A 21,374-nucleotide genomic window follows, 5' to 3' on the forward strand; every position below is an offset into this window, starting at 1 on the left:
CTAGAAAAGAACGAACTAAGATACTATCCGTCTTTATAAAACTTAAAATTAAGCATAACTGACGACATTAACATCAAAATGAATTGCTATAAAATTATCGAGGAATAAGTTCTGCCATTTTTCGTATGAATTGAAATTAAAAAATATAAGTTGATAAATAGTCTAATTTTGTAATAATTAACTCAATAAAAATATTTATTAGTATTTTTATTCTTTTTCCTTTCGAAGAATTAGATTGCAATATTAAAATACAAAGTATCTAGTAATTACTCCTGTTATGCTAAAATTGTAACCCTCTGCAAATCAATTAAAAATATGACAGTCGAAAATTAAAAAAAAGTTCTAAATTCTTCTTAACACAAAAGTCGCTCATTAGAACTTAATTTTTATAGGAATTTATATGTTGAAAATTCACATCAAGGAGTTGGGTAAATGATTTTTTATAAAGCTAGTTATAGGCAAATTTTAAATATCCCAGGAGCTTACTTAGTAACAGATAATTGGAATGATTGGGGATATTATACTCTTTTTCGATTGTATTACGTAGATGAATTAACCAAGAAACACGACATTGGTTATGTAAAAATTGGGATGACTAATAACGAGAAAAGCACTGTCATACCATCAGAATTTGACTCATTAGAAAATACATATTTCAGCTTAGGACAAAGTAGAGAATATTATAGCAGATTAAATAAGTTAGGACCTGCAATTCGTGATGCTATCTTAGAAGGTCTAAACGACATAGCTACAGACTTAACTCTATTTGAGAAAGTCAGCGAGCATGAAGTTACTCAGACTTCTTTATTAAGAGATATTAAAACTTTTACTATTAAAAATCAATTTCACAGGATGACACAGGGAGGTGTTCTTCTTACGCCTTACCAATTTGAATATAATCATGTTTACAACAATCAAGAAGCTATGACGTTCGAATTTAATGTAAAGCCTAATTCTATGCCTCCTACAAATATACATGCCTTGATAGGTGGTAATGGAGTAGGGAAGACAACGATAATTAACAACATGATTAATTCGTTAATAAATATTGATGATGTAACGTCGACTGATAATGTTTTTTACGATTCAGAAACACAAAGTACAAGAAACTTGTTTGCCAATACTATTTTCATCTCTTTTAGTGCGTTTGATAATACTGATCACTTTAAAGATAAAGAAGATGAGAAGAAAGGGATGCTATATTCTTATATTGGCTTGAAAGATAGCGAGTTAAACAAAAATGACAGTAATGAAGATGAAGAGAATTTTATTTCAAAGACACCTGAGAAGTTAATTGATGAACTTATAAAAAGTTATAAGATTATAAAAAAGTCGAGTGATACCAGAAAATTAGAAAAGTGGAAAGAAGCGATAGCAACAGTAGAAAGCGATCAGCTCTTTAAAAATTTTGGTTTAAAAGAAATGGAGTCTAAGGATGTTGAAAAGTTAAAAGAAGCTTTTCGGGGCTTAAGCTCGGGTCATAAAGTTATCTTGTTGACGCTCACCAAGTTAATTGAAAAAGTGGACGAAAGATCATTAATAGTTCTGGATGAACCAGAGTCACACTTACATCCGCCACTACTTTCTGCATTTATTAGAGCATTATCAGATATTTTAATTTCTCAAAATGGAGTTGCGATTATAGCTACACATTCACCAGTGATTTTGCAAGAATTACCAAGTAGTTGTATTTCTATTATTAAAAGAAACGGTGAAAGTGGAAGCGTGAAACGACCTGAAATTGAAACATTTGGGGAAAATGTCGGTACATTAACTCGAGAAGTTTTTGGACTAGAAGTTACTTACTCTGGATTCCACAAAATTCTAGAGGATTTAGTAGCTAAAGGAAAGGAATATGAAGAAATATTACAAATTTTTGATGATAAATTAGGGATGGAAGCACGAGGTATCTTAAGATCACTTTTGTTGTATAAGGAGTAATTAAAAATGCGCAAAATACCTAGACCAAGCCTTTCTACTAAAGAAATACTTTTGACATCTATTGCAAATTATCAGGACAAGGATTTAATTGATCGTTTAAAATCTGCTGAGAGAGAATTAACTGAATGGGCCGAAATTTTTGAGGGTAATATAATAAACAATACAGTACATACAATCAACAAGGACTTATGTATCCCACAGAATGTTAGTAGTAATGAAATGGTCAATATTTATGACGATAAGTTCGCAAAGAAAACGGGACCTGGTAGAGAACTTTATAATCAGATAAAAAATTCGGCTAAAAATAACATGTGTCCTTTTTGTGGTTACAGACCAGTTGATAGTCTAGATCACTATTTGCCTAAAAGAAAGTTTCCTGCACTTGCAATTAGTCCAATAAATTTAATTCCAGCCTGTTTAGGATGTAATAAAAAGAAAGGAGAAGGAGCACCCACTACAGCAGCTGAGGAATTTTTGCATCCGTATTTTGATGATATCGATGATGATTTTTGGCTGTACTCGGAAGTATTAGAGTCGGTACCAATTACTGTTCGATATAGAGTAATGCCGCCTGAAACATGGAGTGAAATAAAAAAAGAGAGAGTTAAAAACCATTTTAAAAAATTTCACTTAGGTCAACTATATAGTAGTTATGTTAGTGAAGAGCTTTCCGAGAAAATATATATATTAAAGATAATATTTGAAAGTGGTGGTTCAAAAGCAGTTAAGGAGGATATAAATAAATCTTTAGATAGCTTTCGGTATAATCACAAAAATTCGTGGAAGACTGCTTTGTTTAAAGCTTTGGCAGATAGTGAATGGTTTTGTGAAGAAGCATTGAGTCATTCAATTGAGGAGTTGCTAATGTGAATTGTAATTATCTTCAGTAATACAAATAAATCTCATATTGATAAGAATATAATTTTAAATTGTAGAGATTAATAAAACAATTTATAAAATAAGTAATTTATTATTTGAACTTAACTATCTGAGGAAAGAGGTTTTGAGTTTGTCATAGTATAAAGATGATTATAATAATCATTAGAGTGCTAAATTTCATACTTGAAATAATTCATTTAGTTGAACTTCTTAAGAGAGAAAAGTTCAGACTTGAGAACGCAAAAATCATTCTATGGTTGCATTCATAGAGTAGAAGCGTACTTTGGGTGATTCATTTCTCGTAAAGTGTTTTGATAATCTAAAGATATTAGTATTCCATGCTTTGAACAGAATAAAATATTTGTGACTATAACTCTCAATCAATTTTCATATTAAATAACCAAATTAAACATCTCTCCCAAAAGATAAAGTTATGTGATTTATTCGCAAATTTTCATACATTTCATGAAGCCTGATAGAAAGTTGTAGGATTCCGATGTAGAAGATTCGGTGCGACTCATCTTCTCATTATACGAACGATACTTCCTCATTCAGATTAGACATTTTAAATAAATATAGCATATGAGATGAGGTGAAGTTATTAAACCATAAAGAAAATCTTGAGCTTCGAGTAGCACATCTGTACGGAGATAGGACACTAATCATTTATTTGTGGTAAATCATTAGAATAGCTGACTATATCAATACATATTTGATTTAACCTGTCAGACAAGTTCTTCGATAGTAGTGGACGTATCAAGACATCTTGAGCAGATTGGGTAATCGCGTGACGAGATACTATTCTCAGTTCGTCTATTACTTGTATCTAGATCTAATTCGTCGCGAATTCCCTTCTTAAAGCATGATCCTTAATTTTTTATGCAATATTTTTCATCTTAAAGTACTTGACTTGTTCTTTGAAATACTAGTCTTACTGTACCGTCGATATATAATTTATAAATTTGTAAAATCTGGCTCGAAGTACCTCATCAAGCTTTTGTACTGATATGAGGTAATATCCTTATTATTCTGTAAATAATTGAATGGCTTAGTCACTCATCACAATTACGAGTCTGTGTTAACGTCGCCTCGTTTCGTTTTTCTTTAATTGTTTAAGAAAAATAACTTTAGACGGAGTCGCTCATTCTCAATAGCGAACTGCTTAATTTGATTAGCGAAGCTTTCTGCTCTTCTGGTATTCCAATGCTTAAACGACTCGATGAATATAGATACGTCTTCGTACTACTTAATGAATTTTAACTTTTTACTGTCAAAGTACTTATTTTTGAAGATGGAATAAGCTTCCTTAAAAGTAGACAGTTTTATTATTTTAATCGTCAACTTTTATGGAAGCATATTAAAGTTCGTAATGGAGTGTTTTTAATAAATAGTTATGGTCTAAAAAGTGACCTGAAGCTTCATCTTCAGCGCGACTGACCGAGCAAATCAAGCAGGATCGCATGATGGGAGGCGTCTCGTGAGACGAGTGACAATTCGCGGACGACATCAAATCCGTCGACCGGTAACGTCTTGATTTCAGGGGACAGTCCATCTTGAAAAATCTCCGGCAATAGAGCGATACCCAGTCCTGCACGGATGAAACCGAGGACGCTCGATCCGAATTCCATCTCGTTTTCTGTTTGATAGACAGCACCTCGATCGATGAACGCGTCCTTTAGGATGTTCGTCGAATCGCAATCGATCGGAAGCGATAAGAAAGAGGCGTCACGAATTTGCTCAAACGCCACAGACGTACAGCCTATAAATCGTTCATCGTCTTGATGCACATAAAGCAAAAAGTTCTCCGTATACAAATGCGTCGTATGATACGGATGGACATGGTGACGATCGTCGAGTAAGACAGCATCGTATCGCCGTTCTTCAAGACCTTGCATCAAATCGATCGTCGTATGCGCCGTCTTCAATTTGAGATCCGGGGCCGTCGCTTGACGCGAGACGTAACGAGGGAGATACGTCATCGCGACGCTTGGCCATGATCCGAGTGTCAACGTCGTCCGTTCGTCGATCGTACCGATCCGTCGTTTCATCTGATCGATCCGGTCAAGCAGTTCACGACTCTCTTCAAAGACGATTTCGCCAGCTGTCGTCAACGTAACACCATGTGCTGAACGGTGTAACAACGAGACGTCAAGTGCACTCTCAAGACTTTTGATTTGTTTACTTAACGCCGGTTGCGTCATATGCAGTACTTCGCTTGCTTTCGTCAGGCTACCGGTCTCCGCGGTGACGAGGAATGCTTCCATCCATTCGGTCTTCATTGGTTCACGCTCTTTTCATACAGGTTCTCTAGAACGTACGCCATTTGAACGCATCTGACAATCATTTTGCATTTTTTATATTCTTAGTTTGGAATATTCTAAAGTGGGAATATATAAAATAAAGAGGTGAACGGATATGAACGATCGGATACCAATACGATTCTCAGCTCTCGGAGATGCGACACGGATCCAACTCATCGAAGCGTTACGAGATGGTCCTCGCTCCGTCAATGAGTTAGCTAAACAACTACAGATACGCCAACCGCAAACCTCGAAGCATTTGAAGCTGTTGCTTGACGCGGAACTAATCACTGTCGAACGGCAGGCGAATCGTCGCTTGTATAGCCTTCGCCCGGAAGCGTTTCGAGAGCTCGTCATGTGGAGCAACTCGCTTGCACAAATGGAAGCCCGCATGCATCGTCTAGACGCACATTTGAAGCAGATTCAGTCGAACGTGAAGGGAGACGGGACGAATGAAAAAGGAATTGAAGACTTCGATTGATGGGAAGACGCTACGAATGGAATGGACGTGCGAGGCGCCACGAGATAGCGTCTTTGCCGCATTCACGGAAAAAGAGCAACTCGAAGCGTGGTGGGCACCGGAAGGCTGGGAGACGACGATCAAGACGTTTGAGTTTCAACCTGGTGGTGTGTGGCATTATTGCATGCGCTGTGTTGATCCGGCGCAAGGTGACTTTTACGGCATGGAGTCGTGGGGGAAAGCGATTTTCAGACACATCGATGCTCCGAACACATATAGTCATGCCGATTATTTCTCGGACGCGTCAGGGGCGATCTCTGAACATTTACCGGGAAGCGAGAATGTCACGACATTCCTCGATCACGGGGAGACGACGTTGATCGTCTTCGAGTCGACCTATGAGACAGAAGAAGCCGTGCAAGAAGTACTCGGTATGGGGATGAAGGAAGGCTTTACGTCGCAACTGTATCGCCTTGATCGCTTATTAACGAAACGTTGAGAAGGAGTCGGTGAGGGATGCGGAAGCTCGGTCTTATAGTATGTCTGCTTTGTTTAGCCGGTTGCGGAAAATATACGATGGAAGAGGCGAAGGAGAATGGCGACATCATCGTCCAGAAGGATGTTACGAACAGCGACCGATTCGAGTCCTTTTTGAAGAACTCAACGCAAGGCAAATCAGATCAGATTCGCATCACGGCGTTTACGACTGAAGGCGACCCGGTGTTGTATGACGTCAAGTATGATGGTAAGTCTTATCACTATACGTCCGATTCATCGCGTGATCAGTTCGGCACGACAGACGATGATCGTAAAAACGAAGTCTGTCGACAGCTCGAGGTGAAGGAACAGTCGGTCTATACGTTACGTCAATGCGCTGAAGGAGCGGATCATGAGCTTTTACGATTGCCAAAACAATAATCAAAAAGGATCGTGTCCCGTCGAATCAATCAGCGGGCACGATCCTTTTTATTCGCTGTCAAGCCGTCGTAAGGCTTCGCGCCAACTGGAGAAGCGTTCAATCAACAATGTCAGTGAAGGTGCTTGGTGCGCACGCGCCCACTTGGCATATTGCTGACTCGTCAGAAGCGGTCCATGTGTGGCAGCAGCTTGTTGAAGAGCGTCTAAGCAGTCTTGATCGGTGAAGAAGCCGTTCGAGGTGAGGTCGAAGTGTGCCAAGGCATTTTTCCAGGTGCCGAAACGACGAATGATCGTATTCGCACTCAGCATTTCTGGGTGTAGATCCCGCAATTCCGTATAGGAGCGAATCGTCATGTTCGTTCCTTTTTGTGCGACATAAAAAGCGACGCTTTCTTCGATCGACCACCGCTTCGTTCGCTTGACCGCGGCGGGACGGTTCAACGTCATGCGTTCTTTCGTCGATAAATGGGAAGTCTTGACGATTCCAGCTCGTTCTAACAAGTGTGCCCACGAACCAAATCGGGCATTGATTTCTTCAAGCGAAGGGTAAGGAAGTTGAGCTGCTAACTTTTGATAATGGGTAGCTTTCATAGGTGAATGGTGCATTTGATGAAGACCTTGAATCAAGCGGATGATCTTCTCATCCGTTGCTAAGGTGGAAGTGGAAGTCGGATGTTGACGCATGCAAGATATCTCCCTTTTGAATGGTTGTTTCAATTACAGGCTAGTGTAGCATGAGCGATTGCGAGAACATACTAACAATATCGTAAGGTAAGAAAAATAGCGTATTTTTATCCAGGAAATACAGGAAAATCAGAGCTGAAACACGAATACAATATTATAGAAGAAAAGAGGGGGAACTGATCAATGACAGAAACACAGACGATTGATACGATGGAGGATATTTTAAAGATGCTCGACGCACGATTGCGTGAACCAGAACCGTTTTGGGACAAGTTCTATGAAGATCGGACGAAACCGGTCCCGTTTTTTAAGAACATTCCGGACGAGAACTTAGTTCGCTACATCGAAGAGGGCTGGCTCTCGCCTGGTGACGCATTAGATCTCGGAACAGGACCGGGTCGAAATGCGATTTATCTCGCAGCACACGGTTTCTCGGTGACGGGACTGGATCTTTCAGCAAACGCGTTAGACTGGGCAACAGAACAATCGCAACAGACTGGAGCGCACGTTGCGTTTCGAAAGCAAGATTTTCTAGAGACGACCGAACAGAATACATATGATTTCATTTACGATTCCGGCTGTTTTCATCATATGGCGCCACATCGACGTGTGACTTATGTGACGCGACTGAAGGAGATGTTGCGCCCAGGAGGATATTTCGGATTGACGTGTTTTGTTGCGGGCGGTCCGCTTGGCGGCGCGACGTTGACGGACTGGGAGGTCTATCAAGAAAACAGTCTCCAAGGCGGACTCGGCTATACGAAAGAGCGATTACTCGCCATATTTGATGCATTCGACGTCATCGAACTAACGGAAATGAAACCCGTCGACAATCCAGAGGCATTATTTGGTCATGCTGGACTGTGGACTGGTCTGTTTCGATTAAAGGATTGATTCGTCCGGCATTCGAGACATGAACCAATCCACAAAGTAGTGGACATCCTCTAGCGAAACGATTTGGTGTGTATCGTATGCGGTGAACAGTGACAAAAAGCGCGGTTCGTCAGGGAAATAATGAAGCAGGATCGGACGGAGTGTCTCTAGGTCATGCACGAAGCTTTGATCGTCTTCTAGAATAAGGTGATAGGTGCTCCGAATAATCCGTTTCACGATCGAATCGGAATGAAGCAGAGCGACCTGACCGGTTTCTAAGAGAAATAAATCCGTTTTCAACTGCTCGCATACCCCACTGTTTAATGCGAAGCCAAGAGCGCGTGTCGGACGAAGGGATGGAAATCGACTTTGGAGATTTTCGCCTGCCAAAAACAAGTTGACGGATTTCAACCAGACGCCCCAGCGAAGTGCTTCGTCATCCCGTATGACGTCGCCAAGCAGACCGATGTCATAATCGATTTTGGTGACGAAGGGATAGTCCGTCAACCAGTGTTCCGTCTGTTTATCTAACTGCATGTGTTCTTCTTCCGTCAACGGTTCTGTCAAAATCAGTGTAAAATCGAGGTCGGATTCAAAAGGACGCGCCGTTCCTTTGGCGACGCTGCCATACAAGTACACGCCATGAAACGCGGATAAGGTTTGTACATAGGCGACGACGTCCTGAATCACGGCACGATAACGGACAGGAATCGTTTCAGCGGAAGTTGGATTGTGGATGTAGCCATTTTTCGTGCCCAATGTCGTTGGATACTGCATCTGTCTTCCTCCTCCTCATCCTTCAGGAATGGATTGATAGCGATACCATTTCTTGTTTCGCTGCACATATAGAAACATCGTATCATCTTTTTCTTGATAGATGACTGTACCGCTCATAAGATGAGTTGCCATGCCGTCCTCGAGCGTCTTTTCGGGTGCTATTTTTTGAACACGTGGACCAGGAGTCAAGAAAAGATCGGAGACGGTTACGACCTGATCTAGTCGATACACGCGATCGTTCAAGCGGATGACGTCTTGATCTTGTTCAATGGCTTCTGCCGCGATGAAGTCCGTCGTTGTCATCGTCGTCTCCGCTAAGCATCCACTGAGAAAAAGAATGATCAATAAGATAGTAGCTAACACTTTTTTCATGAAAATACCTCTTTCTCTGGTTATATATCGTAATTTACGATATATTCGGATTATACGATATAAGGGGGAGCATTATGATTTCAGCTGATTTTGCAAAAATTTATTATCAACTACATCCACGGTTCGAGGAAAACCTGTCTCACCAAAGTGTGCGTATTTTGCAATATATTCAATTTGCGGTGAATCCGACGATCAAGCAGATTGCCGAGGCATTTCGCCTCTCACATAATACGACGTCCGAGCACGTCAAAAAGTTGGATAGATTAGGCTATATCGAAAAAAAACGGAATCCAGAAGACCAACGCCAAGTGACGATTGGTTTGACAGACTTAGGAGATACAATCGTTCGTCGTCATACGGAACTTGATCCTGAACGGTTAAATCAAGTCCTTGCTACGATGTCAAAAACAGACCAACAGGCGATTGAACAGGCGTTTCGATTGTTGCGGGAGGCGGCAGATGACTGCTTTTCTCGTTAAGGTGCTGTCGAGTGCACTGGTCATCGGTCTCGTCACGGAAGTCGCCCGGCGTTCACCGTCACTGGGTGGTGTGTTGTCTGCATTGCCCGTCGTCAGTCTAATTAGCTTTGCCTGGCTCGTTAAACAGGGAAGTGAACGGGCAGAACTGAGTACATTCTTAAAGAGTGTGTTACTCGGATTACCAGCGACGTTCTTATTGCTTGCCGTCTTATATGGATTGATCCGCTTAGGCATTCCTATTTTTTACAGTATACTCGGTGCAACGAGCTTTTTTATTGCTTGTTGGTATATCCAACGTTACCTACAACAGTGGTGGCAAACCTAAAAAAGGAGACAAAGTAATGATAACCCTTCAAACAAAGCGATTGACGATTCATCCATGTACAGCGACAGACGTAACGCGTTTACAACAACAGCAATACGAGAACGGACCTGAAGTACAGCATCACTTGACGTTACTCGCGTCAGATCCATCGATGCTGTACTGGGGAAGTTGGCTCGTCATGACAAAAGACGGGCAGGTAGTCGGAGATATTGGATTCAAAGGGAAACCAGACTCGCGACAAGCAGTCGAAATCGGTTATGGTTTGTTACCAGCGTTTCTCAATCGAGGTTTTGCGACGGAAGCCGTCCGAGCCTTGATTGATTGGGTGTTCGACCAAACCGAAGTGAAGGCTGTACTCGCAAAGACGGATTTGACGAATCAAGCATCGATCAGGGTGCTTGAAAAAGCGGAATTGATTCAGATTGGGAGCGACGATCGGTATATCATGTGGGAGCGTTTGAATTAGGTGTAAAGGAAACTTGACAGGTGGTGCGTTATTTACATATAGTGGAATAAGCGAGGTGGAACCATGAAAAATCAGGTCAAGAAGATGCGCGAGGAACGAGGTTGGTCGCAAGGCGAACTGGCAAAACGATTGAACGTATCGCGTCAGACGGTCATTTCCATCGAAAAAGAGCGGTATAATCCGTCACTTGACCTCGCTTTTGCACTGGCTGATTTGTTTGAGCGGCGAATCGAAGATATTTTTACACCGAGTCGAACGAACGAGGAGGGAGCGGAATGATGCGAGTCAATGTGTTACTAGATATTTTTTTAATAGGAGTAGGTCTGTACTTAACAATGACGGATCCTGCGGCTAAAACACTCGGAATCATCCTCGTTTTAGCAGGTGTCACGTCACGTATCACAGGAACGGTATTCTCGCCAACGGAACCGTATGATGAGCGTCAAGGAACGATTAAAATCCGTAGTGGACATATCGCTTATCTCGTAAGTATCGGATATCTTTTTTTGATTTTAGTTCTCGTCAATTTATCAATCCTTCAAGACATTCAATTTGCTCTGTTGCTAGCATTAGGAGGACAAGTCTTGTTCTTTCCACTTATACTGCTGTACGTGAATCGAAAGATGTGAAGAAATGAATGTTTATAAAATGATACTTGTAACCGTTATCAACAATGGTATAGAATGTAATGGAATAGGGATTGTTACTGGTCAAGCAGGCGAAACCCAAATCAGCGATCACTGGAACCGTGAGTGACGTTTGATTTGGGTTTTTCTATTTTTCCTGATTTGAAAGGAGGTCACCGATGATCATTCACCAAATTTTCAACAACAATGTTATTAGTGTATTTGACGAAGTAGGGCGTGAGCGAGTCGTCATGGGGAAGGGAATCGGATTTAAGCGGAATTCAGGACAGACGATATTAGCCTCAGATGTAGAAAAAGTCTTTTATCTCGATGATGCAGGTAATCATGAACGATTTAAATTATTACTTCAAGAAATTCCTGAAGAAATCATCGTTTTGACTGATGATATCGTAACGATTGCTAAATTGACGCTTGGAAAAAAACTCAATGAACTTGTCTACATCGCTCTTGCCGACCATTTGCATTTTGCATTAGAACGTCATGAAAAAGGTTTAGAAATCAAAAATGTATTGCTTTGGGAGATTAAGCGTTTATACCAAGATGAGTTTAATGTAGGTTTGCAAGCACTTAAATTGGTTGAAGAAAAATTCAATATTAAATTACCTGAAGACGAAGCAGCCTATATTGCACTTCATATCGTGAATGCTGAATTAAACGAAGAGATGCCGAATATCGTTTCAATGACAAAAGTCATTCAAGAAGTATTGAATCTCGTAAAATACCACTTTGCACTGGAGTGGGATGAGAATACTCTCGCCTATCATCGTTTTGTTACTCATCTCAAATTTTTTGCACAACGACTCGTGACGCGAACCGAATATGAAGGAGATGAGAGTGCGCTTTTTGATCTAGTGAAAATGCAATATCCCAAGTCCTATGTTTGTACTGAAAAAATTTCTTCCTTTATTCAGACAAAATATGATTATCGGTTGACGGATGAAGAAAAATTATACCTAACGGTTCATATCACAAGATTAATTAAAGAAAAAAAGAGTGGTTGACATATAAAAGTAAAAATGTTATTATTTGTTTATTAAATATATATATTTATTGGGATTGTTACTGGTCAAGCAGGCGAAACCTAGGTGAAACAAGACGTATTTTCATGAAATACGTTACTTGTTCTCATCTAGGTTTCTTTTTGTGTCTATCAACTATGGAGGTGTCTTATGAAATACGATCAATTAGCAAAAGAAATCATTGAATCTGTCGGAGGCGAACAAAACGTTAGTTCACTTGTACATTGCGCGACTCGACTACGTTTCGTACTTAAAGACAAAGCAAAGGCTGATAAATTAAAACTTGAAAAACTAGAAGGTGTCATTGCTGTAAAAGAGAGCGGAGGGCAGTTTCAGGTCGTTGTCGGAAATACAGTACCTGAGGTATATCAAGCAATTGGAAAACAAACAAAGCTGATAGAGGAGTCGACAGAAACTAGTAAGACAAATGAAAAAGGAAACATTCTTGGTCGAGCAATCGATATTATTTCAAGTATCTTTACGCCATTGCTTGGTGTCATGGCGGGAGCTGGTATCTTAAAGGGTTTACTTGCGATTGCGACGAATGCAGGTTGGTTAATTCCTACTGAAACAACGTATATCATCTTAAATGCTACAGCGGATAGTCTCTTTTACTTTTTACCTATTTTGTTAGCGGTTACATCAGCACGAAAGTTTGGTGCCAATCAATTTGTTGCCATGACAGTAGCGGGTGCTTTGATCTATCCGACAATCATTCAACTGAAGACGGATGCAGTCACGACGACATTCTTCGGTATACCCGTGACGATGATGTCATATACATCTACGGTCATTCCAATCATTCTTGCCGTTTGGGTTATGAGTTATGTTGAAAAATTCTTCAATCGACATGTCCATGAGAGTGTTAAAAATTTTGTTACACCTTTGATTGCTCTCATTACAATCGTTCCATTAACGTTAATCGTGTTTGGACCAATCGGTGTTACGTCAGGCGACTTGATTGCTGCCTTCATTCTAAAGGTATTAGCATTTAACCCAATTTTAGCAGGGGCGTTCATTGCTGGTGTATGGCAAGTCCTCGTCATTTTCGGTATTCACTGGGGAGTCGTTCCAATTTTCATTAATAACATTGCCACTAAAGGATATGACTATATCAAACCGGCAACTGCTCCAGCAATTTTTGCACAGGCAGGAGCATCATTCGGTGTCATGCTTCGTTCAAAAAATAAAAAGTTAAAAACATTAGCAGGTTCTACGGGAATTACCGCGTTATTCGGTATTACAGAACCTGCCGTATATGGAGTCACTTTACGCTTAAAGCGTCCTTTCATTGCAGCTGTCATTAGTGCAGCAGTGGGTGGAGGGATCGTAGGGCATTTTGGAAGTGTAGCAGTAGCTTCTGGTCCTCCGGGATTATTGACGTTACCCGTCTTCATTGGCGATAGTATGACAGCATTTTACGGGTTGTTAATTGGTGTCGGTGTCTCATTCTTTTTATCGATGGTCTTAACATACATCCTTGGATTTGAAGATGATCCGATTGAAAAAGAAGCAGAAAAAAATGTTCGTGCATCAACAGATATGACGATTCCAAGCCCAGTTTCAGGTCAAATCGTTTCTCTCGAAAAAGTTTCTGATAGTGTGTTTGCGAGTGGAGCGATGGGACAAGGTTTCGCAGTCGTTCCGACTGAAGGAAAAGTAATCGCCCCAGTGTCAGGTCAAGTAACTGCTATATTTGCAAGCAAACATGCGATTGGTATTCGGTCAGAGGACGGAATGGAGATCCTCATTCATGTTGGGATTGATACGGTACGCTTAGATGGAACTCACTTCGAATTACACGTCACACAAGACCAGAAAATCGAACCAGGGGATGTATTAATCACTTTTGATATGGAATCGATTCAAGCAGAAGGTTATGACATCATCACACCTGTGATTTTCACGAATCTATCAGAAGAACGACAAATTACGATTGATCAAGATCAAATTTCAGTAAGTGAATACAATAAACCTGCTTTTGCATAAGAAAGGATGAGACGATGCAATTTCCAAAAAACTTTTTATGGGGTGGCGCTATTGCGGCCAATCAATCAGAAGGTGCCTATTTATCCGATGGGAAAGGATTATCTTCCGTTGATTTAATTCCTAGTGGTTCAACTCGAAGAGCCGTTATGAAGGGAGAATTATCGCATTATGAGCCCCTTCCAGAATTAATTTATCCATCCCATGAGGCGATTGATTTTTATCATCGTTATAAGGAGGATATCGCTCTATTCGCTGAAATGGGGTTTAAAGCGCTTCGTTTATCGATTTCATGGGCACGTATCTTCCCAAAGGGTGATGAAGAACAACCAAATGAACAAGGATTGAAGTTTTACGATGAGGTGTTCGATGAATTATTAAAATACGGAATTGAGCCAGTCGTTACAATGGCACACTTTGATGTACCCGTTCATTTAGTAGAGCATTATGGAAGTTGGCGTAATCGAAAAATGGTCACATTCATCGAACGATATGTTGAGGCGATCGTATCTCGTTATCATTCGAAAGTACGTTATTGGATGACTTTCAATGAAATAAATATGTTGTTCCATCTTCCTTACATGGGAGCTGGATTAGTATTCGCAGAAGGAGAGAATCGACAACAGATTCAGTATCAAGCGGCACATCATCAATTGGTAGCGAGTGCGCGTGCCGTGGAAATTGCACATACGATCAATCCGAATCTTCAAGTAGGGTGTATGTTGGCAGCAGCCATGACGTATCCTTATACCTGTAACCCGGATGACGTCGAAAAAGCAATGGAACGTGATCGTGAGAATTTCTTCTTCATTGATGTACAAGCTCGCGGTGCCTATCCGGGTTATGCATTAAGACAATTGAAAGAGGCTGGTATTGAAATTCAGATGGAACCAGGTGATATTGAACTATTACGCAACCACACAGTGGACTTTATTGGTTTTAGCTATTATTCGAGTCGCTGTATCAGTACGGATCCAGAAATACTGGATAAAATGACGGCGGGGAATGTGTTCCCGACTGTCAAAAATCCATATTTGAATCAATCAGAATGGGGATGGACGATTGATCCGAAAGGACTTCGTCTAACGGCAAATCAGCTATACGACCGTTATCAACTTCCCTTATTCATCGTCGAAAATGGCTTAGGCGCATTTGATGAATTGGATGGAGAAGGAAACATTCAAGATGACTATCGGATTTCTTATTTAACAGATCATATTCGAGCAATGTACGAATCGATACAAGACGGAGTAGAACTCATCGGTTATACGAGTTGGGGATGTATCGATCTCGTCAGTGCGTCTTCCGGTGAATATGCAAAACGGTATGGCTATATTTATGTAGATCGTCATGATGATGGCAGCGGAACGAATAGTAGACGGAAAAAGGCGTCCTTTGATTGGTATAAAAAAGTAATTGCATCTAATGGTGCCTGTATAGAAGATCAAAAACATATTAAAATTAAATAAAAGTATAGCTGACGATGCGGATCTAGAAATGCTTAGATTACGAATCGTTAGCTTTTTTTTAGTGTTATTCGTATTTTGTATTAAGATTTTTGCAGTATTCTTAGAACAGAGTGAACAGCATGGTACTATAACTATAAAATAAATTAAGGCGATAACCCTTCTTAAATGGTTATAAAAAAATCTAAGCAGGAATAATAAAGATTTAGCTCTCAATCGCAAACGTATCGCGCAATTCAATGATCGTTCCTTCCGGTGCTTTTAATTTACTCAGATGTCCATCGACGACGAAATAGATGTTGCCACCGTGTTTTGGTAAAAAAGGCATCCCGAGTTGTTCCAGTCGTGTTACTTCCTCTTGCAAGTCGTCAACATAGAGGGCGAAATGAACAGGACCCGCTGCTTGTTTCGTGTAATCGGTGAACGGTTGACCGGATTTGGGTGTCTGTAACTCGATATAGAAATCACCGAGTCGTAACCAGCTGTTAAAGTCGCGATCATGAAAACCAGGCGATTCCTGAACGAGCGTGAACCCGAGCTGTTCATAAAATTGTTTGGATGCGACGTAATCTGTCGTCTGAATGCAGATGTGATGAATTTGTTTCATACTAAAACCTTCCTTCGTGTTCAATGAACTCATGCAGAACTAGTGTAGCATTTCGCGAATCAGTTGGAGTAATAGAAATGGAGAATACGATGCAACATGCCATAAATTTGATGTGTGAACGTTTTTCGTTAGGGCAAACGATCAGCGAACCTGTCCGATTGACGGGTGGTCTTCTGCATGAGTCGTGGCGACTACAGACAACAACAGGATTCTATGTCTTAAAACGATTGAATCCGGAAATCATGCGACGCTCTGAAGCACGAAACAACTTTAAAATGTCAGAAGACGTTGCGATGCAAGCATCTCTTTACTTAGCAGCATTACCAGCGCATCGCGTCAACGATCAAGTGGTACAGACGATTAATGGTTCTGATTACCTTTTGTTTGATTGGGTCGATGGCGAGACGTTATCAGCCGATCAAATTCGACCGGCACATGCACGACAAATCGGAGTTCAACTAGGAAGGTTACACGGTCTTTCCGTGGCGACGACTGGTTTTTCACAGCCGGATACCTCCAGTATGCCAATCGATTGGAACGATTACCTAGAAGAAAAAAAGCGACAGCAATCAGACTGGCTACAGTTGCTAGTCGAAGAGCAGGAACAGCTACAACGACTGGAACGATTGGCACAGGAAGCAAAACTTCAACTATCTACAGACTGGATCGTCAGCCACCGTGATCTTGATCCGAAAAATGTTCTCTGGACAACAAATGATCCGGTCTTGATCGACTGGGAGTCTGCAGGGTTGATTCATCGTGCCGTCGATTTATTTGAGACCGCCTGTTATTGGTCAAAGCGTAAAGACGACACGTTTGATCATGATCGATTTTCTGCTTTCCTTGACGGCTATCAAACAGAGCAATCTTTGCCTATCGTTGACTGGGTATACATCATTGACATCAGTGTCCAAGGGAAGCTAGATTGGCTTCGATTCAATCTGGATCGCTCATTCGGGAAACATGGTATACCTGAAGTGGAACGGATGCTCGGGACAGAACAGGTTCTTTTGACGATAAAAGAACTACAGGTTCACGATCGGAATCTCGGGATTAAGTGGATAATAGCAAGATGATCATAAGAAAGAGGCACTGAATCATTCGATTCGATGCCTCTTTCGTTATTAAAACGACTTGACTAGAAGTTCAACGGTTGATTCAGGAGTACGAAACGGAACATACCCTAATTGCTTGATGCGATCATTCGAAAATGTCGCTTGTTCCGCTGGACGATCTGGTGCTTTAAATGGTTTACCACTTGCTTCAATCAATTTCATGCGGAAATCTGTTTCTGGCAGATTAACATCAATCGCATTAAAGATGTCCCCATCTTGCGCATTTGTTGCAGCAAGGACAATCATCTCGACTAGGTTATCCGCATGGATCCACGGAACGACGTCTTCCGGGTGTACCCAAGTAATGAGATCTGCCACTTTCATCCGCTCGACTTGTCGATCCCCCCAGTAGGATTGTTCCTCGGCACAAATAGAACCAGGTCGGAGGATGATTAAATCGGAATCGGGTGTATATTCCTGTAACAGGCGTTCCGATAACTGCTTTGTATGAATGTAGACGTGCTCTGACGGTAGGAGCGGTGACGTTTCCGAAAAATGTCCACTCACGACTTCTCCGTAAACGGAAGTCGTCGAGATATGTATGATGCGCTTGACACAAGCATTTGTTGCAGCATCGGCGAGATGTTTCACACCTGTGACGTTTGCTTCTTCCGCTAAGTCGGGGTCATCCCCAAGGTAGGCAGCACAGTGGATCAAGAGATCGACGCCTTGAAGTGCTGCAAGAAGCGAAGCCGGATTACCGAGCTCACCGATGATTGGAATAACGTCATTTGTTGAATAGTGATCCGCCTGTTCCTGAGAACGATAGAGTCCTCGAACTTCACACGCTTCTTTAAGAAAACGTTGCGCGACACGTGAGCCAAGCGTCCCGGTCATCCCTGTAATCAAAATCGTACTCTCGTTTAAGTTCATGATGCTTACTCCTTTGACTCCGTCTTTTCAGCGAAACATTTCTCACAAATGAAACGACCTTCGCTTTTTAAGTAAGCTTTTACTTCCGTCATCCCGCGATGTTTTGGATAACGCATCTGGATATAAACCTTTTCGTTTCCTTCGATCGTTTTGCCACAATGAATGCATGTCGGTTCTTTACCAAACATCCTATCGCTCCCTATATTTTTATCTTCTACCTTATCGTAAAGGAAAATTAAGGATGTTGGAAGAATAAAGTAAAAAAAGAATCTAAAGAAAGGTGTCTATGATCTTCATTGCTATTTTTCTCGCCGTCGGTGGAGTCGTCTGGTTCATTTCAGCGCGCAGTCAGTCGAAGCATCGTTCGCTCGATGGTCAGGAGTATACGCTGAACCAGCACGACGTCCATCAGCAGCAAAATCATCGTGATTTTTGAAGGCATGTCAAGGAGCATCCGGTCGATTGACTGTATGCTCCTTTTTAGCGATTGCGTACATAAAGGAAATATTTCGCGTTGCTCCAAATCAAGGCGATAATCAATAAACTGATTGCGAAGATCTGAGACTGTCCGGTTTCATACGAATAAATGACCAATACGACGATGACACCCATCAATAGGAGTTGCAACGAAGATTGTGAACGAATGAGACCTTCTAACATAACGTGTCGTTCTCCGTCATCTGAGGCGGCAAATAGCTTTTTGACATAGTTTGTTTCCGAGTACTTTGGGAAATCACGGTTTGGGTAGATGTGACGCATAAGATTAAGATAATAATAGGATGCAAAACTACTGATGATGAAAAAGAGACCACTTAGTAATAAATGAAGTCCGAAATGATTTTCGATGATGCTAAAAGATGCGAGACCGATGCTGAGAAGAGTAGAAACCTGAACCATCATCATGCCATCCGCATAGTATCGATTCACTTGACCGTCAATCGCATCCTCGTCGTCTGAAGAAACAGGACGTCGAGTCAATTGACGAATTTGCAAATAGCGCACGATATAACTGAGGGTAAGAACCGTCAAGATAACGAAAAGACCAGTGAATATGTAATTAAGATAGAGCGATAGTTCAAACTTTGACAAGCTGGTATGTTTGAAGACAGACATAACGATATAGCTACTAATGAAACCGAGCAGTGCTGCGATGATGACTTTGATTGCTTCTTTTTTCATATTAATTCCTCCTCATCGAAATAAAAAATTTCTTCTAACGGCGTATCAAACACACGAGAAATTTTGACAGCAATCAATAGCGAAGGCATGAATTCTTCACGCTCGATTAAGCTGATTGTCTGGCGTGAAATGTTTGCACGCCGCGCCAGTTCAGACTGATTCCATCCGTGACGAGCACGTAATTCTTTTAAGCGGGATTTCATATAGGGATTCACCTCCTATATAATGTAACTTATCATAGTCTTTTTGACAACGATAATAGTCAAAAAAGATAATATGATGGTCATTAATATGTAAATCAATCATATCGATGGGATAAATTGTATACTAGAATAAGTCGAAAGGAGATGTGAAACACATCGATGAAATCTCAGTCATCTGTAAACGATGTTTTTTATCATGATGAGGATGTTGCGTGCCGAATCGCTTCGGTTCTACAAATCGAAGAGACACTACTCAAACAAAAAATCACCTATCTCCAAGACGTGACAGACTCGGACGCAAGTAATACATACGAACAAGGACGTCAGCAGCTATCAGACAAACTCGATACGTTAAGACGTTCGGTAAAAATGAATCTTATCTCTCGCGACGATGTCCCACTCCGAACGCGAGCACTCTGGAAACAGTCACTCAGAGCGACGAGTGTAACGGAAGAGGAAGCGCGTCTCATCCAAGAGTATCTTCGGATTGAGGCAACGATGCTGACACAATCAGGAGAAGCGGTTTCTGATCTCTATGCCGCCTTATTTGATGCAGATGAGCCGACACGGAAACAAGCATTCTTATCGATTGAAGAAGCGTTCCGGACGAATGAATCCGTCATTCGACGATTATTTTCGCAACTTGTCGACTTGCGACAAGTGCGTGCTTCTGCAAGCCATCAGGCGGGTTACGAAGAATTGGCTTTTTCGGAGCTTGGTCGTATCGATTATTCAAGCAAGGATGTCAATCATTACGCCAGCATCGTTCAAACTTATTTCCGACCGGTTAAACAGCAATTTCAGCTCGAGCAACAAACGTTTCTTGGCAAACAGGCGCTCCATCCGTGGGACGTCCGGCAATCGGCCTATACGCAGATTGATCATCGCATAACCGGTTCTGACGCTTCATTTTTAGATAAGGCACAAGCGATTCTTGAGAGCGTTCATCCGTCTTTTGCTGACATATTACAAGAAATGCGCCAAGCGGTTCATCTCGATATCGATGCCCGTTCAAACAAAGCTGGAGGAGGATTTTGTGAGTATTTACCCGTCGAACGTCAATCATTCTTGTTCATGAATCGTATGCAGACATTCGATGATCTCGTCATCTTCATGCACGAGATGGGGCATGCCGTCCATCACGATGCAATGAAAGAGACGTATGATGGACTTCAACCGATTCCGCTCGAAGTAGGGGAATTCGCCGCCATGTCACTTGAGCTGTTGACGATGAACGAGTGGCACCAAGTGATTCCAGATCGAAGAGACGTTGCCCGAGCGAAACTCGAACAGATCCGTTCGATAGTGGAGTTCTTGCCGCAAACGATCATCGTCGATCGTTTTCAATCATGGCTCTATGCTCACCCTGAACATCTGCCGGAAGAACGACAAGCTTCTTTTGCACGTCTCCGGGAGACCTATGATACGGACATCCTCGATTGGTCGGAAACGCCTGATTGGAAAGGACTCGAATGGATGAGTGTCATTCATCTCTTTGAGACGCCTTTCTATTACATTGAGTATGCTATAGCGCAGCTTGCCGCTCTTCAGTTGTATCACCGTTATACGAAAGATCCTGACCAAACGATGAAGGACTTCCTTGCAGCTTTAGCGCTCAGTCAAACCCATTCGCTTCAAGAGGTTTATGCGAGAGCGGGTGTGTCATTCTTACCGAGTGATGCGAAAATGAGAGAGTTGCTGACATTTCTAGAAGGTCAAATCGAAGCTTGGATAAATGAGTTAGATCAATTAGACGATGAAGATGTTAAAAAGAGAAAGTCTTAATCCGGAGCGACAGATGTACA

General features: G+C 41.5%; 26 protein-coding genes. 17 read left to right on the plus strand and 9 right to left on the minus strand.

All coding sequences use genetic code 11. The features are described from left to right. Positions 1–432 precede the first annotated feature (432 nt). Both BW42_RS03740 and BW42_RS03745 read left to right on the plus strand, forming a co-directional pair. Positions 433–1,941, plus strand: coding sequence for an AAA family ATPase (locus BW42_RS03740; RefSeq protein WP_035407632.1), 1,509 nt, complete (start codon positions 433–435; stop codon positions 1,939–1,941). 6 nt (positions 1,942–1,947) lie between these two features. Further along, positions 1,948–2,811 (plus strand): HNH endonuclease, encoded by an 864-nt coding sequence (locus tag BW42_RS03745; RefSeq protein ID WP_035407635.1) that lies wholly within the window; start codon positions 1,948–1,950, stop codon positions 2,809–2,811. A 1,433-nt stretch (positions 2,812–4,244) separates the two neighbouring features. Here the strand turns inward: BW42_RS03745 and BW42_RS03750 are convergent. Beyond that, positions 4,245–5,099 (minus strand): LysR family transcriptional regulator, encoded by an 855-nt coding sequence (locus tag BW42_RS03750; RefSeq protein WP_035407637.1) that lies wholly within the window; start codon positions 5,097–5,099, stop codon positions 4,245–4,247. Positions 5,100–5,235: 136 nt separating this feature from the next. Here BW42_RS03750 and BW42_RS03755 point away from each other — a divergent pair, with 136 nt between their 5' ends. The 3 genes from BW42_RS03755 to BW42_RS03765 are packed head-to-tail and all read left to right on the plus strand — an operon-like array spanning position 5,236 to position 6,498. Beyond that, positions 5,236–5,601 (plus strand): metalloregulator ArsR/SmtB family transcription factor, encoded by a 366-nt coding sequence (locus BW42_RS03755; RefSeq protein ID WP_052019006.1) that lies wholly within the window; start codon positions 5,236–5,238, stop codon positions 5,599–5,601. Continuing rightward, the gene (locus tag BW42_RS03760; RefSeq protein ID WP_035407639.1) at positions 5,573–6,079 is read left to right on the plus strand and encodes an SRPBCC domain-containing protein; all 507 of its coding nucleotides are present in this window, start codon (positions 5,573–5,575) and stop codon (positions 6,077–6,079) included. The genes BW42_RS03755 and BW42_RS03760 overlap by 29 nt, the downstream gene beginning before the upstream one ends. 17 nt (positions 6,080–6,096) lie before the next feature. Beyond that, positions 6,097–6,498: a DUF4362 domain-containing protein gene (locus tag BW42_RS03765; RefSeq protein WP_035407642.1), complete on the plus strand. Its 402-nt coding sequence runs from the start codon at positions 6,097–6,099 to the stop codon at positions 6,496–6,498. Positions 6,499–6,546: 48 nt separating this feature from the next. On the opposite strand, the gene BW42_RS03770 is transcribed toward BW42_RS03765, so the two are convergent. Then, positions 6,547–7,182: a homing endonuclease associated repeat-containing protein gene (locus tag BW42_RS03770; protein ID WP_023468471.1), complete on the minus strand. Its 636-nt coding sequence runs from the start codon at positions 7,180–7,182 to the stop codon at positions 6,547–6,549. 183 nt (positions 7,183–7,365) lie between these two features. Here BW42_RS03770 and BW42_RS03775 point away from each other — a divergent pair, with 183 nt between their 5' ends. Then, the gene (locus BW42_RS03775; protein WP_035407646.1) at positions 7,366–8,076 is read left to right on the plus strand and encodes a cyclopropane-fatty-acyl-phospholipid synthase family protein; all 711 of its coding nucleotides are present in this window, start codon (positions 7,366–7,368) and stop codon (positions 8,074–8,076) included. Here the strand turns inward: BW42_RS03775 and BW42_RS03780 are convergent. Together BW42_RS03780 and BW42_RS03785 are read right to left on the minus strand one after the other, a co-directional pair. After that, positions 8,065–8,832, minus strand: a complete 768-nt coding sequence (locus BW42_RS03780) for a nucleotidyltransferase domain-containing protein (protein WP_035407649.1) — start codon at positions 8,830–8,832, stop codon at positions 8,065–8,067. The two genes, BW42_RS03775 and BW42_RS03780, sit on opposite strands and share 12 nt — an antisense overlap. Before the next feature lie 15 nt (positions 8,833–8,847). After that, positions 8,848–9,204: a hypothetical protein gene (locus BW42_RS03785; RefSeq protein WP_035407652.1), complete on the minus strand. Its 357-nt coding sequence runs from the start codon at positions 9,202–9,204 to the stop codon at positions 8,848–8,850. A gap of 74 nt (positions 9,205–9,278) precedes the next feature. On the opposite strand from BW42_RS03785, the gene BW42_RS03790 reads away from it, so the two are divergent. The 8 genes from BW42_RS03790 to BW42_RS03825 all read left to right on the plus strand — a co-directional run bounded on the left by BW42_RS03790 (position 9,279) and on the right by BW42_RS03825 (position 15,595). Next, positions 9,279–9,683 (plus strand): MarR family winged helix-turn-helix transcriptional regulator, encoded by a 405-nt coding sequence (locus BW42_RS03790; RefSeq protein ID WP_035407655.1) that lies wholly within the window; start codon positions 9,279–9,281, stop codon positions 9,681–9,683. Next, a complete protein-coding gene (locus tag BW42_RS03795; RefSeq protein ID WP_035407658.1) occupies positions 9,664–10,008 on the plus strand; it encodes a DUF3147 family protein in 345 nt (114 codons plus the stop codon). Before BW42_RS03790 ends, BW42_RS03795 begins: the two co-directional genes overlap by 20 nt. A 16-nt stretch (positions 10,009–10,024) precedes the next feature. After that, positions 10,025–10,474: a GNAT family N-acetyltransferase gene (locus BW42_RS03800; RefSeq protein WP_231496846.1), complete on the plus strand. Its 450-nt coding sequence runs from the start codon at positions 10,025–10,027 to the stop codon at positions 10,472–10,474. A gap of 63 nt (positions 10,475–10,537) precedes the next feature. After that, a complete protein-coding gene (locus BW42_RS03805; protein WP_035407661.1) occupies positions 10,538–10,753 on the plus strand; it encodes a helix-turn-helix transcriptional regulator in 216 nt (71 codons plus the stop codon). Further along, the gene (locus BW42_RS03810; RefSeq protein ID WP_052019007.1) at positions 10,750–11,103 is read left to right on the plus strand and encodes a hypothetical protein; all 354 of its coding nucleotides are present in this window, start codon (positions 10,750–10,752) and stop codon (positions 11,101–11,103) included. The genes BW42_RS03805 and BW42_RS03810 overlap by 4 nt, the downstream gene beginning before the upstream one ends. Before the next feature lie 176 nt (positions 11,104–11,279). Then, a complete protein-coding gene (licT, locus tag BW42_RS03815; RefSeq protein ID WP_035407664.1) occupies positions 11,280–12,122 on the plus strand; it encodes a BglG family transcription antiterminator LicT in 843 nt (280 codons plus the stop codon). 168 nt (positions 12,123–12,290) lie between these two features. Continuing rightward, positions 12,291–14,129: a beta-glucoside-specific PTS transporter subunit IIABC gene (locus tag BW42_RS03820; RefSeq protein WP_035407667.1), complete on the plus strand. Its 1,839-nt coding sequence runs from the start codon at positions 12,291–12,293 to the stop codon at positions 14,127–14,129. Positions 14,130–14,143: 14 nt separating this feature from the next. Next, complete coding sequence (locus BW42_RS03825) at positions 14,144–15,595, plus strand: 6-phospho-beta-glucosidase (protein ID WP_035407670.1); 1,452 nt, start codon at positions 14,144–14,146, stop codon at positions 15,593–15,595. A gap of 202 nt (positions 15,596–15,797) precedes the next feature. Here the strand turns inward: BW42_RS03825 and BW42_RS03830 are convergent, their stop codons facing one another. Then, positions 15,798–16,199, minus strand: a complete 402-nt coding sequence (locus tag BW42_RS03830) for a VOC family protein (protein ID WP_035407672.1) — start codon at positions 16,197–16,199, stop codon at positions 15,798–15,800. 77 nt (positions 16,200–16,276) lie between these two features. On the opposite strand from BW42_RS03830, the gene BW42_RS03835 reads away from it, so the two are divergent. Continuing rightward, positions 16,277–17,275, plus strand: a complete 999-nt coding sequence (locus tag BW42_RS03835; protein WP_052019008.1) for a phosphotransferase — start codon at positions 16,277–16,279, stop codon at positions 17,273–17,275. A gap of 48 nt (positions 17,276–17,323) precedes the next feature. On the opposite strand, the gene BW42_RS03840 is transcribed toward BW42_RS03835, so the two are convergent. Together BW42_RS03840 and BW42_RS03845 are read right to left on the minus strand one after the other, a co-directional pair. After that, positions 17,324–18,187, minus strand: coding sequence for an NAD(P)-dependent oxidoreductase (locus BW42_RS03840; RefSeq protein WP_035407675.1), 864 nt, complete (start codon positions 18,185–18,187; stop codon positions 17,324–17,326). Positions 18,188–18,192: 5 nt separating this feature from the next. Continuing rightward, on the minus strand, positions 18,193–18,375 hold the full coding sequence (locus BW42_RS03845) for a hypothetical protein (RefSeq protein ID WP_035407678.1): 183 nt from the start codon (positions 18,373–18,375) through the stop codon (positions 18,193–18,195). A 98-nt stretch (positions 18,376–18,473) separates the two neighbouring features. On the opposite strand from BW42_RS03845, the gene BW42_RS16250 reads away from it, so the two are divergent. Continuing rightward, positions 18,474–18,623, plus strand: a complete 150-nt coding sequence (locus BW42_RS16250) for a hypothetical protein (RefSeq protein WP_197026211.1) — start codon at positions 18,474–18,476, stop codon at positions 18,621–18,623. Between the two features lie 44 nt (positions 18,624–18,667). On the opposite strand, the gene BW42_RS03850 is transcribed toward BW42_RS16250, so the two are convergent. Then, entirely contained in the window at positions 18,668–19,366 is a 699-nt protein-coding gene (locus tag BW42_RS03850; protein WP_035407681.1) for a DUF3169 family protein, read from the minus strand. Then, positions 19,363–19,569 carry a helix-turn-helix transcriptional regulator gene (locus tag BW42_RS03855; protein WP_035407684.1) on the minus strand — a complete coding sequence of 69 codons (207 nt, stop codon included), beginning with the start codon at positions 19,567–19,569 and terminating at the stop codon, positions 19,363–19,365. Before BW42_RS03855 ends, BW42_RS03850 begins: the two co-directional genes overlap by 4 nt. A 159-nt stretch (positions 19,570–19,728) precedes the next feature. Between BW42_RS03855 and BW42_RS03860 the strand changes: the two genes are divergently transcribed. After that, the gene (locus tag BW42_RS03860) at positions 19,729–21,354 is read left to right on the plus strand and encodes a M3 family metallopeptidase (RefSeq protein WP_035407687.1); all 1,626 of its coding nucleotides are present in this window, start codon (positions 19,729–19,731) and stop codon (positions 21,352–21,354) included. Positions 21,355–21,374 lie beyond the last annotated feature (20 nt).

Source organism: Exiguobacterium sp. RIT341, from assembly GCF_000632205.1.
Classification (GTDB): Bacteria; Bacillota; Bacilli; order Exiguobacteriales; family Exiguobacteriaceae; genus Exiguobacterium_A.

Excerpts from the sequence above, each read along its gene's own strand:
- BW42_RS03770 (WP_023468471.1), bottom strand. The coding sequence starts at position 7,182 with ATGCGTCAACATCCGACTTCCACTTCCACCTTAGCAACGGATGAGAAG.
- BW42_RS03825 (WP_035407670.1), top strand. The coding sequence starts at position 14,144 with ATGCAATTTCCAAAAAACTTTTTATGGGGTGGCGCTATTGCGGCCAAT.
- BW42_RS03790 (WP_035407655.1), top strand. The coding sequence starts at position 9,279 with ATGATTTCAGCTGATTTTGCAAAAATTTATTATCAACTACATCCACGG.
- BW42_RS03740 (WP_035407632.1), top strand. The coding sequence starts at position 433 with ATGATTTTTTATAAAGCTAGTTATAGGCAAATTTTAAATATCCCAGGA.
- BW42_RS03860 (WP_035407687.1), top strand. The coding sequence starts at position 19,729 with ATGAAATCTCAGTCATCTGTAAACGATGTTTTTTATCATGATGAGGAT.
- BW42_RS03810 (WP_052019007.1), top strand. The coding sequence starts at position 10,750 with ATGATGCGAGTCAATGTGTTACTAGATATTTTTTTAATAGGAGTAGGT.
- BW42_RS03800 (WP_231496846.1), top strand. The coding sequence starts at position 10,025 with ATGATAACCCTTCAAACAAAGCGATTGACGATTCATCCATGTACAGCG.
- BW42_RS03840 (WP_035407675.1), bottom strand. The coding sequence starts at position 18,187 with ATGAACTTAAACGAGAGTACGATTTTGATTACAGGGATGACCGGGACG.
- BW42_RS03835 (WP_052019008.1), top strand. The coding sequence starts at position 16,277 with ATGGAGAATACGATGCAACATGCCATAAATTTGATGTGTGAACGTTTT.
- BW42_RS03775 (WP_035407646.1), top strand. The coding sequence starts at position 7,366 with ATGACAGAAACACAGACGATTGATACGATGGAGGATATTTTAAAGATG.
- BW42_RS03820 (WP_035407667.1), top strand. The coding sequence starts at position 12,291 with ATGAAATACGATCAATTAGCAAAAGAAATCATTGAATCTGTCGGAGGC.
- BW42_RS16250 (WP_197026211.1), top strand. The coding sequence starts at position 18,474 with ATGATCTTCATTGCTATTTTTCTCGCCGTCGGTGGAGTCGTCTGGTTC.
- BW42_RS03780 (WP_035407649.1), bottom strand. The coding sequence starts at position 8,832 with ATGCAGTATCCAACGACATTGGGCACGAAAAATGGCTACATCCACAAT.
- BW42_RS03745 (WP_035407635.1), top strand. The coding sequence starts at position 1,948 with ATGCGCAAAATACCTAGACCAAGCCTTTCTACTAAAGAAATACTTTTG.
- licT (WP_035407664.1), top strand. The coding sequence starts at position 11,280 with ATGATCATTCACCAAATTTTCAACAACAATGTTATTAGTGTATTTGAC.
- BW42_RS03785 (WP_035407652.1), bottom strand. The coding sequence starts at position 9,204 with ATGAAAAAAGTGTTAGCTACTATCTTATTGATCATTCTTTTTCTCAGT.
- BW42_RS03760 (WP_035407639.1), top strand. The coding sequence starts at position 5,573 with ATGAAAAAGGAATTGAAGACTTCGATTGATGGGAAGACGCTACGAATG.
- BW42_RS03755 (WP_052019006.1), top strand. The coding sequence starts at position 5,236 with ATGAACGATCGGATACCAATACGATTCTCAGCTCTCGGAGATGCGACA.
- BW42_RS03855 (WP_035407684.1), bottom strand. The coding sequence starts at position 19,569 with ATGAAATCCCGCTTAAAAGAATTACGTGCTCGTCACGGATGGAATCAG.
- BW42_RS03845 (WP_035407678.1), bottom strand. The coding sequence starts at position 18,375 with ATGTTTGGTAAAGAACCGACATGCATTCATTGTGGCAAAACGATCGAA.
- BW42_RS03830 (WP_035407672.1), bottom strand. The coding sequence starts at position 16,199 with ATGAAACAAATTCATCACATCTGCATTCAGACGACAGATTACGTCGCA.
- BW42_RS03805 (WP_035407661.1), top strand. The coding sequence starts at position 10,538 with ATGAAAAATCAGGTCAAGAAGATGCGCGAGGAACGAGGTTGGTCGCAA.
- BW42_RS03850 (WP_035407681.1), bottom strand. The coding sequence starts at position 19,366 with ATGAAAAAAGAAGCAATCAAAGTCATCATCGCAGCACTGCTCGGTTTC.
- BW42_RS03795 (WP_035407658.1), top strand. The coding sequence starts at position 9,664 with ATGACTGCTTTTCTCGTTAAGGTGCTGTCGAGTGCACTGGTCATCGGT.
- BW42_RS03750 (WP_035407637.1), bottom strand. The coding sequence starts at position 5,099 with ATGAAGACCGAATGGATGGAAGCATTCCTCGTCACCGCGGAGACCGGT.
- BW42_RS03765 (WP_035407642.1), top strand. The coding sequence starts at position 6,097 with ATGCGGAAGCTCGGTCTTATAGTATGTCTGCTTTGTTTAGCCGGTTGC.